At 62.6% G+C, this 13,715-nt stretch carries 10 protein-coding genes; 6 read left to right on the top strand and 4 right to left on the bottom strand.

All coding sequences use genetic code 11. The features are described from left to right. Positions 1 to 177 precede the first annotated feature (177 nt). Positions 178 to 2,661, top strand: a complete 2,484-nt coding sequence (locus F3J24_RS11095) for a UvrD-helicase domain-containing protein (protein WP_167005903.1) — start codon at positions 178 to 180, stop codon at positions 2,659 to 2,661. Between the two features lie 81 nt (positions 2,662 to 2,742). Here the strand turns inward: F3J24_RS11095 and F3J24_RS11090 are convergent, their stop codons facing one another. The 4 genes from F3J24_RS11090 to F3J24_RS11075 form a co-directional block, all read right to left on the bottom strand. Further along, positions 2,743 to 4,818, bottom strand: a complete 2,076-nt coding sequence (locus F3J24_RS11090; RefSeq protein ID WP_167005900.1) for a PhoX family phosphatase — start codon at positions 4,816 to 4,818, stop codon at positions 2,743 to 2,745. 247 nt (positions 4,819 to 5,065) lie between these two features. After that, entirely contained in the window at positions 5,066 to 5,884 is an 819-nt protein-coding gene (locus F3J24_RS11085) for a BPSS1780 family membrane protein (RefSeq protein ID WP_167005897.1), read from the bottom strand. 121 nt (positions 5,885 to 6,005) lie between these two features. Next, positions 6,006 to 6,962 (bottom strand): homoserine kinase, encoded by a 957-nt coding sequence (locus F3J24_RS11080; protein ID WP_167005894.1) that lies wholly within the window; start codon positions 6,960 to 6,962, stop codon positions 6,006 to 6,008. A gap of 118 nt (positions 6,963 to 7,080) precedes the next feature. Beyond that, positions 7,081 to 7,443, bottom strand: coding sequence for a hypothetical protein (locus F3J24_RS11075; protein ID WP_167005891.1), 363 nt, complete (start codon positions 7,441 to 7,443; stop codon positions 7,081 to 7,083). Positions 7,444 to 7,543: 100 nt separating this feature from the next. Here F3J24_RS11075 and polA point away from each other — a divergent pair, with 100 nt between their 5' ends. The 5 genes from polA (at position 7,544) to F3J24_RS11050 (ending at position 13,688) form a co-directional block, all read left to right on the top strand. Continuing rightward, positions 7,544 to 10,357, top strand: coding sequence for a DNA polymerase I (gene polA, locus F3J24_RS11070; RefSeq protein WP_167005888.1), 2,814 nt, complete (start codon positions 7,544 to 7,546; stop codon positions 10,355 to 10,357). A gap of 207 nt (positions 10,358 to 10,564) precedes the next feature. Beyond that, positions 10,565 to 11,227, top strand: coding sequence for an AzlC family ABC transporter permease (locus tag F3J24_RS11065; RefSeq protein WP_167005884.1), 663 nt, complete (start codon positions 10,565 to 10,567; stop codon positions 11,225 to 11,227). Continuing rightward, entirely contained in the window at positions 11,224 to 11,535 is a 312-nt protein-coding gene (locus tag F3J24_RS11060) for an AzlD domain-containing protein (RefSeq protein ID WP_205244717.1), read from the top strand. The genes F3J24_RS11065 and F3J24_RS11060 overlap by 4 nt, the downstream gene beginning before the upstream one ends. Before the next feature lie 92 nt (positions 11,536 to 11,627). After that, positions 11,628 to 12,533 (top strand): dienelactone hydrolase family protein, encoded by a 906-nt coding sequence (locus tag F3J24_RS11055; protein WP_167005881.1) that lies wholly within the window; start codon positions 11,628 to 11,630, stop codon positions 12,531 to 12,533. Between the two features lie 201 nt (positions 12,534 to 12,734). After that, positions 12,735 to 13,688: a ZIP family metal transporter gene (locus F3J24_RS11050; protein WP_167005879.1), complete on the top strand. Its 954-nt coding sequence runs from the start codon at positions 12,735 to 12,737 to the stop codon at positions 13,686 to 13,688. Positions 13,689 to 13,715 lie beyond the last annotated feature (27 nt).

The following is a 13,715-nucleotide window of genomic DNA, read 5'->3' as shown; positions in this document are numbered from 1 at the left end:
GAGTGCCGTGGCTTGAATGAACTGATAGCTGCTTGCGATTGATATCCATGAATTTCAGGTATGAAAGTATCTGAAATCCATATTTATCAAGCGCAGGCTGCTTTTCTTTCAGGAGCATGAAGCCATGAAAGCAGCAGCAAGTCGCAGGGAGTCGCCAGCATTTCTACAATGGGGGCTATGTTCCCGATCGACCTGCTTGACTCCGCGCCAGACGGTGCAAACTCCGGCGCCAACCTCGCCTCTCACTCGCCCCTGCTGACCGGCCTCAACGATGAGCAACTCGCCGCAGTGACCCTGCCTGCGGGCCATGCGCTGATTCTGGCGGGTGCCGGCTCGGGCAAGACGCGTGTGCTGACCACGCGCATCGCCTGGCTGCTGCAGACCGGGCAGGCCACGCCCGGCTCCATCATGGCCGTGACCTTCACCAACAAGGCTGCCAAGGAGATGCTCACGCGCCTGTCGGCCATGCTGCCCTACAACGTGCGCGGCATGTGGATCGGCACGTTCCACGGCTTGTGCAACCGACTGCTGCGCGCCCACTACCAGGCGGCCAAGCTGCCGCAGGCGTTTCAGATTCTGGATACGCAAGACCAGCTCTCGGCCATCAAGCGTCTGTGCAAGCAGTTCAATGTGGATGACGAGCGCTTTCCGCCCAAGCAGCTGATGTACTTCATTGCGGGCTGCAAGGAAGAGGGCATGCGCCCTGGCGATGTGGTGGCGACCGACCCCGACACTCGCAAGAAAGTGGAGCTGTACCAGCTCTACGAAGAGCAATGCCAGCGCGAAGGCGTGGTCGATTTCGGCGAGCTGATGCTGCGCAGCTACGAGCTGCTGCGTGACGATGCCCATCTGCGCCACCACTATCAGCGCCGCTTTCAGCACATCCTGGTGGACGAGTTCCAGGACACCAACAAGCTGCAGTACCAGTGGCTCAAGCAGCTGGCGGGCGACGATGTGGGCGGGCGCTACGAGTCGGCTGCCAGCGTGATTGCCGTGGGTGACGACGACCAGAGCATCTATGCCTTTCGCGGAGCGCGCGTGGGCAATATGGCCGACTTCATCCGCGAGTTCGACGTCAAAAACCAGATCAAGCTGGAGCAGAACTACCGCTCCTTCAGCAACATCCTTGATTGCGCCAATGCGCTGATCAGCCACAACAGCAACCGCCTGGGCAAGAACCTGCGCACCAGCCAGGGTCCGGGCGAGCCGGTGCGCATCTACGAAGCGCCCAGCGATCTGGCCGAGGCTGCGTGGATGGTCGACGAGATCAAGCAACTGGTCAGAAACGATGGCTTCACGCGCCAGGAAATTGCCGTGCTCTACCGCAGCAATGCGCAAAGCCGGGTGATCGAGTCGGCGCTGTTCAATTCCAAAATTCCGTACCGTGTGTATGGTGGCCTGCGCTTTTTCGAGCGTGCCGAAATCAAGCACGCCCTGGCCTATCTGCGCCTGCTGGAGAATCCGCACGACGACACCAGTTTCCTGCGCGTGGTGAACTTCCCCGCGCGCGGCATTGGCGCGCGCACCATCGAAGTCCTGCAGGACACGGCGCGCAGCAGTGGCACTTCGCTGAGTGACGCCGTCACCGCCGTGGGCGGCGCGGCAGGCACCAAGCTGCAGGGCTTTGTGGCCCAGATCGATGTGCTGCGCGAGCAGACGCAAGGGCGCACGCTGCGTGAAATCATCGAGACCGTGGACGAGCAAAGCGGCCTGATCGAGCATTACCGTAACGAGAAGGAAGGCGCGGACCGCATCGAGAACTTGCAGGAACTGGTCACGGCTGCCGAGAGCTTTGTGACCCAGGAAGGCTTTGGCCGCGATGCCGTGGCCATGCCGCTGGACGAGCAGCAGAATGCGCCGCAGCTGAGCCAGTCGCTCGTCAGCCAGGGGCTGGACCCGAATCAGCCGCTGCTGGACGAGGCGCTCAGGGCGCCGGCCGGTACGGCAGCCTCTCTGGTCAATGCCGACACTGGCGAGACGCTGTCGCCGCTGCAGGCCTTCCTCGTCCATGCGGCGCTGGAAGCCGGCGACAACCAGGCCCAGGCCGGCCAGGATGCCGTGCAACTGATGACCGTGCATGCCAGCAAGGGCCTGGAGTTCGATGCCGTGTTCATTGGCGGTGTCGAGGAAGGCCTGTTCCCGCACGAGAACGCCATGATGGATCGTGGCGGTCTGGAGGAGGAGCGGCGCCTGGCCTATGTGGCCATCACGCGTGCGCGCAAGCGTCTGTATCTGAGCCATTCGCAGACGCGCATGCTGCATGGCCAGACGCGCTACAACGTCAAGAGCCGCTTCTTTGATGAGCTGCCCGAAGAAGCGCTCAAGTGGATCACTCCCAGGCAAAGCGGCTTTGGCAGTTTTGCGCCCTCTTCAGGCGCCGGTGGTGCCTGGGGATCAAGGGCTGGAGGTCAATACGGCTCGGGCTCGAGCTGGGACGGCAAGCAGACCGAAGTCTTTGCCAGCCCGCCTGTGCCACAGCAAAAGGCCGAGCCTGCGCATGGCATCAAGGCCGGTATCGCGGTGTTTCACAACAAGTTCGGCGAGGGCAAGGTGCTGGCGGTGGAGGGCACGGGTGACGATGCGCGTGCCCAGGTCAGCTTCGGTCGCCATGGCACCAAGTGGCTGGCGCTGGCGATTGCCAAGCTGACGATTGTGGATTGAGTTTCCCCAAGTCCCTGGCACAGAAAAAAGCCGCGGCCTTTTGCAAGGCGCGGCTTTTTTGTTGAGGCCCGGGTGCGGTGCTTACTTGGCGCTGAGCTTGATTTGCGAAGGTGTGGCTGTGATGTAACCGACCGATGCTGCGACTTTGTTCTTGTAGTTCTTGTTGATTTCGGTATCTACCGCATCCTTGACAGCTTGCACGGTTTTGCTGGTGTATTCACCCGCATGCTGGAAGCTGCTGAGAATATAGGTCCAGCCGTTGAGGTCTTCCACACCGTGAAGACCGGTGGACTCTGCGCCAGCAGGGCAAGACAGCACGCGAGCCAACGATTTGGTGTCCACGTTGTATCCCCACATGTAATTGTTCACGTGCTGGCCGCTGTCCTCGCCGATAAACAATGTGCGCAGCTTTTCGGAGTACTTCAAGTTGTCAGGCTGAGAAATCTTGTCTTGCGCATCAGTGTTGCCGATGGCGTCGGGCGCGGCCAGCTGTTCGCCAGCAATCAGCAAGCTGGTTTCTGTTGGCACCCATTCGCTGTCCATGGATGCTCCGGTATCGTCCTTTTGGCCGCCACCCAGTTTGTGTTGCAGCACATAGCCGGCGGTGCTCGATGCAAACCCGGCAAGGCTGGCCACGGGAGTTGCACCTGCTGCTGCGTTCAAAGGCAGTTCCTTGTTGTGCGTGCTGCCGGCAACCAAGGAGCTAGTGCTGCCGGAAACAGCCGAGTAGGCCATCTTGTCTTTGGCGTTGACGGTTGTGCCTTCGAGCTTGTTGAACACCAGGCTGCCTCCTTTGAGCGCCGCGTAGCGGTGTGTTTCCAAGAAGGCTGCCGCTTTTTCCTGACCTGCTTTGAGCTTGACCCAGGCGCTCTTGCCGTTGAGTTTGATTTCCGTGAAGCTGGCATCGCTGGGGTTGCTTGTTGTCGAAGCAAAAATGCCGTTTTCCTTGATGCTGCCGTTGGTCGTAACTGTGGTCAGGGCGCTGGTGTTGATCAGTGTCTTGATTTCATCACTGGTTGCTTTGCCCAGCTTGATCCACTGAATCTTGCCCGCACTGGTTTCATTCAGTGCCGTCGTATATTTCGCGACGTACAAGGTACCCGAGGACAGGTCGCCTGCTTTATCTGCGATGAACAGGAACAGGCCACCATTGTTAGAGTCGTCTCCGCCCAGAACGGTCTTTTGATCCGGGAACACCTGCACCAGTTCACGAGAGTAGCGGCCCAGATTGAAGTACTTGCGGAAGTCTGCGGTGCCATCGGCCTTAACCGTGACTTCTGGCAAATGACCATACCAGTAAGGGTTGGCATCGGGATTGCCAAAGGCGTTTTGGCTGAAGGCCTTGAGCGTCGAGAGCGATTGGTTGTCACCCTGATCAAAGGCGTCAGGATGATACTCCTCGCTCGAGAGGTGAGTGCCCCAGGGAGACAGGCTCCCGCCGCAAGGAATCCATAGACCGTGGGATTCGTTTGCGAAGGTGTTGACGTTGTGATAGCTCTTGAGCGTGAGCTTGCCTGTGCTGCTATCTTGATTCAGGGCCAATACTGCGATGGGCGAAGGCAGCTTGCCGTATGCGTTGGAGTTGTATTCAAATTGCACAACTGCATAGACGGTGTTGGCGGGAGCGCCAGATAGGCTCAGCAGAGAGGAGCCGTCAACGCAATCGGAGAAAACTTGGCCTGCTTTGGTCCACTCGGTAGGCGCATTTGCCTTGCTGTAACCATCCAGTGTTGCTGCCGACCCATCAGCAGCTTTCACCGTTGTAATGGGGTTGCCATTGGCGTCAAAATAGCCGCCAGCGACGATCTTGCCGCCGCCAGTCTTTTCCACACTGTCGCCTGTGTTGAAGAAAGTGGCATAACCCAAAGTGTAGGCCTGTTGGCTCTTGTCGTCGAAGTTGACAGTCAAGGTGGAGCCCACGGCCATTGTTGCCATGCCTGTAGGGCTGCTCAGGCTAGGTGCAGCCATGGCGGTGAAGCTGGCCGAGACGTAGTTCTTGGTAACGGGAGGCGTTGTGGGCGTTGTCGGGGTGTCGTCATCGCCACCACCACATGCGGCCAGCAGGCTGGATGCGGACACGACCGAACCCAGGGGGAGTAGGGGAGCGCCGGAAAAGAGTTGCAGGGCCTTACGACGGCTGAGCAGATTTTGTGCCATGAGAGTTTCGCAGTGTGGGGTGAAGTGCGGACTTGGGGCCGCGCTGAATTGGATGAATGCCAGGACATGAGGTGCATGCCTTGGTCAGTCCTGCGAATCCTAGGAAACGAATATGACAGCGGCGTGGCTGCTTGATGACATCGGCATGAATGATGGTTTGCGCCGCTGTCGGGGGCGGACCGGCGTGAGGCCCATAAAAAAAGCCCCGACCTGGGAGGGCGGGGCTGCTGCGGTCTGCCGCCGGCGCTTACAAATCCGGCGCGGGCGGGGCGTTGTCGATCAGCGTCTGCTCGGCGTCGGGAGGGCTGAAGCTGTCACGGAAGGTAAACACGATGGAGGTAAAAAAGATGGCAGCCAGCATCAGGGCCGTTGCCACCATCAGACCCCCGGCAATGCTGCCGATGAGCATGGCCAGAATGCCGGTGACGATGGCCAGGGCCATGCCGGAGACGATGAACACGCCGATCCAGCAGACACCGAACACCAGATAGGCACCGATATTGCGAATGCAGCCGACAAAGCTGAAGAACAGCGATTTGACGGGGCTGATGCCATGCCAGTGAATGAGCGCCGGTGCATGCCAGAAGGCCAGCGACAGCGGCAGGTAGAGAAACATGCTCAGCCACATGGCGGACTGGAACTCGGGCTCCTCGGCGAGCTCGCGGGTCATGGGTGTCTGGCCCAGGTAGACGCTGGCAAAGGTGCCGCCATCGACCAGGCTGGAGGCACCGATGATGAGCAGAAAGCCGGCGGCATAGAGGCCGCCCAGGATCAGCATGGAGTGCAGGTGCTGGCTGCCGGAGCGAAAGGACACCAGCAGCAGCGCCGGTGTGGGCTTGCGACCGTGGGCGGCTTCGGAGGCCGCGACCATCATGCTCAGCGAGATGCAGGGTAGCAGTGCCAGCGCGATGACGGGGCCGATCAGCGGCAGGGCCGAGATCAGCGACATGCTGGCCATGCCCAGAAAGAATAGGGCGGCCAGGGCCAGAGGCTGGCTTCTGAAAGTGCGCAGGCCCTGCAGCACCCATTGCAGACCGGTGCCGGGTGGAACGATTTGAAGTTTCATGGAAGAGGCTGAAATACTTTTGCGAGAGCGTGCAAAAGTCGCTGTTGCACTGTACCCGAGACGGCTGGGCGGGGCCATCAAAAGCCCCGGGGCACCGCGCTTCTTGGCGCCGGACTGGCGCTCAGTCCAGCGTCAACGGATGGGCGATGCGCTGGCTCAGCACGCGCTCGAAGTGGGTGGGGTCGTGGGGCTGCAGCAGGGCGGCTTCACGCGGCAGATGGAAGTCCCAGAGGCGGGAGATCCAGAAACGCAGGGCGCCGGCACGCAGCTGGGCGTTGAGCAGTTCGCGCTCGGCTGCGGCCAGCGGGCGCACGGCCTGGTAGGCCGCAAGCATGGCCTTGGCGCGCTCGGCATCATGGGCACCTGTTGCGTGATCGATACACCAATCGTTGAGGCAGACCGCCAGATCGAAGAGCCAGGTGTCCACGCCCGCGAAATAGAAGTCGAAGAAACCGGTGAGACGGTCGCCGTCGAACATCACGTTGTCGCGGAACAGATCGGCATGGACGGGGCCGCGCGGCAGGGCCGCATAGCTGGCCGAGGCGGCGACATGGTTCTGGTAGGCCAGCTCGGCGCGGAGCATGGCGGCGGTTTCCTCGCCCAGATGCGGCAGGACCACGGGCACGGTCTCATTCCACCAGGGCAGGCCACGCAGATTGGGTTGCTGGCGGTCGTAGTCCTGACCGGCCAGATGCATGCGCGCCAGCATGTCGCCCACGGCCGCGCAGTGCACGGCCGCCGGGGCCAGCTGGCTCTTGCCGGCCAGGCGATTGACGATGGACGCAGGCTTGCCGCAGACCTTGAGCAGGATGTCGCCGCTGCGAGTCTCGCTTTGCGGGTCCGGCACAGGAATGCCGGCCCGTGCCAGATGCTTCATCAGGTACAGATAGAACGGCAGCTGTTCGGCGCTCAGGCGCTCGAACAGTGTCAGCACCCACTCACCCTGGTCGGTCGTCAGAAAGTAGTTGGTGTTTTCGATGCCGCCTTGAATGCCGCGCAATTCCTTGAACGAGCCCAGGGACATGCGGCGCAGCAGGTCGCGCGCATCTTTATCGGAAACTTCGGTGAAAACAGCCATGGTGAATACGCCGGTCTGGGGCGACCGACCGAACTAGCAGGGAGAAGGTGTCTATATGCAACAGGGCAGTGCTCTGAAGCACTGCCCTGTCATGAATGGGGGAAAAGCGCGCCGCGCTTTAGAACTTGAGGAAATTCCAGACGCGCGTACCTGTGGTGTCGCCGCTGTTGCTGTCGCGGTTGCGGGCTGAGCGGGCGCCGTCGTTGGACTGCACCTCGTACTCGGGCATGGAGCCTACCTTGGGTTGCACGGTGATGCTCTGGGTCTGGCCGCCCACGCGGGTTTCATCCACACGGCTGCCGGCATCCTCCACGCGGATATGTTCGATCCGCTGGTTGTGCTTGCCGGTCGGCGCCGCATTGTCCTGCTGACCCTGGGGCGCAGGAGCGACCACGGCATTGGCCGGAGCAGGGGTGGGGGACTGGGCCAGAACGGATCCGGCAGCCAGGCTCAGGATGATGAAAAGTGGTGCAGCGCGCATGATGCATAGATTGTAGGGCGACTTCGAATTGTCCCACCAGGCGCAACCTGTCTTTGGGCGGCAGACCGCAGGAGCCGGGCACGCGTGCACAATCCGGGGTATGAGCAATTCCAAGACCCTGGTGCTGGTGGACGGCTCCAGCTACCTCTACCGCGCCTACCATGCCATGCCCGATCTGCGGGCGATTCCCGGCGACCCGGCCAGCCCGGCCACGGGCGCTATCCGCGGCATGGTGAACATGATGCAGGCGCTGAGGAAGGATGTGCAGGCCGATTACGCCGTCTGCGTGTTCGATGCCTCGGGCCCGACCTTTCGCGACGAGATGTACACCGAGTACAAGGCCACGCGCTCGCCCATGCCCGATGATTTGCGCAGCCAGATCGAGCCCATCCACGAGGTGGTTCAGTTGCTGGGCTGGAAAGTGGTGGCCGTGCCCGGCGTGGAAGCCGACGATGTGATTGCGACCTTGGCGCAGGCCGCGGCGGCCCAGGGCATCAACGTGATCGTCTCCAGCGGCGACAAGGACTTGAGCCAGCTGGTGGGCGAGCATGTGACCATCATCGACACCATGAACGGCAAGAAGCGCGACGTGGCCGGTGTGACGGCCGAGTTCGGCGTGCCGCCGGCGCTGATGATCGACTACCAGGCCCTGGTGGGCGACACCGTGGACAACGTGCCCGGCGTGACCAAGGTCGGGCCCAAGACCGCCGCCAAGTGGCTGGAGGAGTTCGGCTCGCTGGACAATCTGATTGCCAACGCGGCAGGCATCAAGGGCGTCGCGGGCCAGAACCTGCGCGATGCGATTGCCAGCGGTCAGCTGGCGCTGAGCCGCCAACTGGTGACCATGAAGACCGATTGCGATCTGTCCGCCTACATCAGCGGCCTGCCGCAGCTCGATGCCATCACGCTGGCCGAGCCCGATAGCGCAGCGCTTGCTCCCTTCTACGAGAAATACGGCTTCAAGGGCCTGGTGCGCACGCTGGGCGCTGCAGCTCCCGACGCCAAGACGGCCAAGCCAGGCAAGGCAGCCAAGGTCGACAGCGCCCAGGGCGGCCTGTTCGATGCCGATGACGCGGCGGCGACGGAGGTCGCCGTGGCCGCCCAGCAGCGCGAGGTGCTCTACACCACGATTCTGAGCGAGGCGCAGCTCGACGAATGGCTGGCCAAGATAAGCGCTGCCGAGCTGACGGCGCTGGATACCGAGACCGATTCGCTGGATGAGATGGTGGCTCGCGTCGTCGGTATCTCCTTCAGCGTGGCCGTGGGTGAGGCCGCCTATATTCCGCTGCGCCATGAGGGCATGGACGTGCCCGAGCAGCTCGATATGGACAGGGTGCTGGCTAGGCTCAAGCCCTGGCTGGAAGACGCCGGCAAGAAGAAGCTGGGCCAGCATGTCAAATATGACCAGCATGTGTTTGCCAACCACGGCATCACCGTGCGCGGCTATGCGCACGACACCATGCTGCAGTCCTATGTGCTCGAAGCCGACCGCCCGCACAATCTGACCAGCCTGGCGCTGCGCCATGTGAATCGCAGCGGCATCAGCTACGAAGACCTGTGCGGCAAGGGCAAGAGCCAGATTCCGTTTGCCCAGGTGCCCGTGGACAAGGCCGCCGCGTACAGCTGCGAGGACTCCGACCAGACGCTGGACGTGCACAACACCTTGTGGCCGCGCATCCAGGCCCATGCCGGGCTGCTGCATATCTACGAGCTGGAAATGCAGACCAGCGAAGCGCTGTTTCGCATCGAGCGCAATGGCGTGAGCATCGACGCGGGTGAACTGGCACGCCAGAGCAATGATCTGGGCGCACGCATCCTGAAGCTTGAGGAAGAGGCTTACGAGATTGCGGGCCAGCCCTTCAATCTGTCCTCGCCCAAGCAGCTGGGCGAGATCTTCTTCGATAAGCTGGGCATGCCCGTCGTGAAGAAGACCGCCACCGGCGCGCGCAGCACGGACGAGGAAGTGCTGGAAAAGCTGGCCGAGGACTATCCGCTGCCTGCCAAGCTGCTCGAGCACCGCTCGCTGTCCAAGCTCAAGGGCACGTACACCGACAAGCTGGCCCAGATGGCCTTGCCCAGCGACGGCCGCGTGCACACCCATTACGCCCAGGCCGTGGCGGTGACGGGGCGTCTGTCCAGCAACGACCCCAATCTGCAGAACATTCCCGTGCGCACGCCCGAAGGCCGCCGCGTGCGCGAAGCCTTTGTGGCCCCAGAGGGCAAGCTGATTGCCAGCGCCGACTATTCGCAGATCGAGCTGCGCATCATGGCCCATCTGTCGGGCGACGAAGCCTTGCTGAGCGCCTTCAAGAACGGCCTGGACGTGCACCGCGCCACGGCCGCCGAAGTCTTCGGCGTGAGTGTGGACGAGGTCAGCAGCGAGCAGCGCCGCTATGCCAAGGTGATCAACTTCGGCCTGATCTACGGCATGAGCAGCTTCGGCCTGGCCAAGAATCTGGGCATCGAAACCAAGGCTGCGGCCGCTTATATCGACAAATACTTCCAGCGCTATCCTGGCGTGAAGCGCTATATGGACCAGACCGTGGAGCTGGCCCACGCCCAGGGCTATGTGGAGACCGTGTTCGGTCGCCGCCTGGTGCTGCCCGAGATCAACGGCGGCAACGGCCCGCGCAAGAAAGCGGCCGAGCGCGCGGCCATCAATGCCCCCATGCAGGGCACGGCGGCCGATCTGATCAAGAAGGCCATGGTGGCCGTGCAGGCCAGGCTGGATGCGGAAAAGCCCGAGGTGCTGGTCATCATGCAGGTGCACGACGAACTGGTGTTCGAGCTGCCCGAAGCCGCCAGGGACTGGGTGCAGGCCGAGATACCGGGCATCATGGCCGGCGTGGCCGATCTGTCCGTGCCGCTGCTGGCCGAGATCGGCTTTGGCAGCAGCTGGGAAAAAGCGCATTGAGCTTTCACCCAAAGGCGCACTGATACGCTTTCGTCCCGGGGGCGCCAAGGTTTTGCCGAGGTAGCTCCTTAAAAAAAGAGAGCTGCTTGCGCTTTCTGAAAAAGCACTTCAGGTTGTTTTCGACCTGAAGTGCTTTGTTTACAAGCGCTTCCAGCTCCTGAATTGTTCTAGCTTGATCCAGGAAATATCTTGTTCAAAGGCTTTGCAATGACGCCCGCCGTGCGCATGGGGCTGTCGATTTCGGTGGCGACGGGGCTGTACGGCATCTCCTTCGGCGCGCTGTCCGTGGCGGCCGGCCTCAACCTCTGGCAGACCATGGCGCTGAGCGCGCTGATGTTCACGGGCGGTTCGCAGTTCGCCTTCATCGGCGTGGTGGCGGGCGGCGGCAGCGGCATGGCGGCCGTGAGCGCGGCCTCACTGCTGGGCGTGCGCAATGCCATCTACGGCATGCAGATGAGTCGTCTGCTGGGCGTCCAGGGGCTGCAGCGCTGGCTGGCGGCGCACTGGACGATCGACGAATCCGCAGCCACGGCATCGGGGCAGGAAGAGCTGGCCGAGCAGCGGCGCGGCTTTTGGGTCGCCGGGGCGGGCGTGTTCCTGCTCTGGAATCTGTTCACCTTGCTGGGCGCGCTGATGGGCAATGCGCTGGGCGACACGCGCCGCTTCGGTCTCGACGGGGCTGCTGTGGCGGCCTTTCTCGGCCTGCTCTGGCCGCGCCTGAACGCGCGCGAGCCGGTGGCGCTGGCGCTGGGCTGCGGGCTGGTCACGGCCCTGGCCATACCCTGGGTGCCCGCAGGCGTGCCGATTCTGCTGGCCGCGGCCCTGGGCGCCTTCTGGGGCTGGGTGCGCCCTTCGGAGGCCGAGCAATGACGCTGTCCCTGTGGCAATGGATTTTGCTGGCCTGCGCGCTGGCCTTTGTAACCAAGCTGCTGGGCTACAGCCTGCCCGAGCGCTGGATGCGCAGCCCGCGCATGGCCCAGATCGCGGCCTGTCTGACGGTGGCATTGCTGGCTTCGCTGACGGTGATGAACACCCTGGCCAGCGGCACGCGCATCAGCCTGGATGCGCGCCTGGGCGCCTTGCTGGTGGCGGCGCTGGCCCTGTGGCTGCGGGCACCATTCTTGCTGGTGGTGATTCTGGGGGCCGTGGCTGCGGCGCTGCTGCGCTGGCTGGGCTGAGGTGCCTGCAACGCACTGGCCTTAGACTGCATGGCTCGGACGGCTTGAGATCGTCAACACGTTCTGAAATTCCATCAACCCAAGGAGGATCCATGAAGTACGAAGACATCGCTCAGGATATGCAGGGGCTGCTCGGCGCTCGCGCCGATTCCCAGCCCAGCCGCCGCACGGCCTTGCGCGCAGCCCTGGGGGCCGGCCTGGGCGTGGGCTATGCCTGCGCCGCTGGCCCGGTCATGGCACAGACGGCCATCAAGACCCCGGTCGACGGCTTGACGGCGGGTGAGGTCAGCATCGATGTCAAAGGCTTCAAGCTGCCGGCCTACCGGGCCATGCCTGCGGGCAAGCAGAATCTGCCCGTGGTGCTGGTGATCTCCGAAATCTTCGGCGTACACGAATACATTGCCGACACCTGCCGCCGCCTGGCTCGTGCTGGCTATCTGGCGATAGCGCCCGACCTGTTCGTGCGCCAGGGCGATCCCATGGCCTATGCCGAGATGGCCAAGCTCATGAGCGAGGTGATCGCCAAGGTGCCCGATGCCCAGGCCATGGGCGATCTGGACGCTGCCGTGCAATGGGCAGGCACCCAGGGCGGCGACATCAAGAAGCTGGCGATCACCGGCTTTTGCTGGGGCGGGCGCATCACCTGGCTGTATGCCGCGCATGCCCCGCTCAAGGCCGGCGTGGCCTGGTACGGGCGTCTGCAGGGCAACAAGAACGATCTGCAGCCCAGCTATCCGCTGGATCTGGTGGGACAGCTCAAGGCGCCGGTGCTGGGCCTGTACGGCGGCAAGGACACGGGCATTCCGCTGGAGTCGGTCGAAGCCATGAAGGCAGCGCTCAAGACCGGCTCTGCGGCGGCCAGGGCCTCGGAGTTCGTGATCTTCCCTGAGGCGCCCCATGCCTTCCATGCCGACTATCGCCCCAGCTACCGCGAGCAGGCCGCACAGGAGGGCTGGACCCGCATGCTGACCTGGTTCAACCAGCATGGCGTGGCTTGATGTCACATACGCTGAAATTTTCGGCCCGGGGGGGCTTGACAGCTTTGCTAAGGTGAAAGAAGTCCCGGCGTGCCATGCATGTCATGCGCATCCGGGGCTGACGGTATGGGGATAGTCGCAAGCGGGCCGCGTTGGGCGGCGCATTCTGCGAAAATCCTCAAGATTCGCCTGTAAAAGGTTGCGGTTAAGCCATATAAAGCTATGACATTGGTAGCAATTATTCTGGCCACCCTGGCTGCTGGTATCGGCAGTGTCTGGGTGGCCGCGTTGTTGATGAGTCTGGGAGGGGGGCGCACGCCAGGGCTGATGCCCCAGCGTCTGCTGAGCCTGGCTGCGGGGGCCTTGCTCGCCACAGCCTTCATGCATTTGCTGCCCGAAGCGTTCGAGAGCCACGGCAAATCCCATGATCTGTTCGTGGTGCTGCTGATCGGGCTGGTGTTTTTCTTTCTGCTGTCCAAGGCCGAGCTCTGGCACCACGGCCATGAGCATTCGCATGGCGACGCCCACCAGCCTGTTGCCGTGCACCATGCTCACAGTCATGGCCACGACCATCAGCATGGTCACGCTCACCATGACCATGGCGAGCACGCGCATGGTCACAGCCATGGCAAGGGCGGCTGGGCCATTCTGACGGGCGACAGCGTGCATTGCTTTGGCGATGGCGTGCTGATTGCATCGGCCTTCATGGCCGATATCCGCCTGGGCCTGATTGCTGCCCTGTCGGTGCTGGCGCACGAGGTGCCTCACCACATGGGCGATATCGTGGTGCTGCGCCAGTCCAGCAGCAATCGCCGCGTGGCGCTGATCAAGGTGTCCATGGCGGGAGCCGTGACCACCCTGGGCGGGGTGGCTGGCTATTTCCTGATCGGACAGCTGCACGAGCTGCTGCCGTATTTCCTGGTCGTTGCGTCGAGCAGCTTCATCTATGTGGCGCTGGCCGACCTAATTCCCCAACTGCAAAAGCGCCTGAGCGCCAAGGAAACCGCAGCCCAGGTCTTCTGGCTGCTGCTGGGCATCGTCATCGTGACGGTGATGAGCGGTGCGGCGCACAACCATGGACACGAGCATGACCACGATCATGGTGCCGAGGTCGGGCATTCGCACGAGCCCGCCCCCGCGCCTGCCCATGAAGCTGCGCACAAGCACGAGCATTGATTGCAACTGCAGTCGATAAAAAAACCG

The organism is Comamonas sp. Tr-654, assembly GCF_011752915.1.
In the GTDB taxonomy this organism is placed as follows: Bacteria; Pseudomonadota; Gammaproteobacteria; order Burkholderiales; family Burkholderiaceae_C; genus Comamonas.
This window is presented reverse-complemented; position numbering and strand designations above follow the sequence as displayed.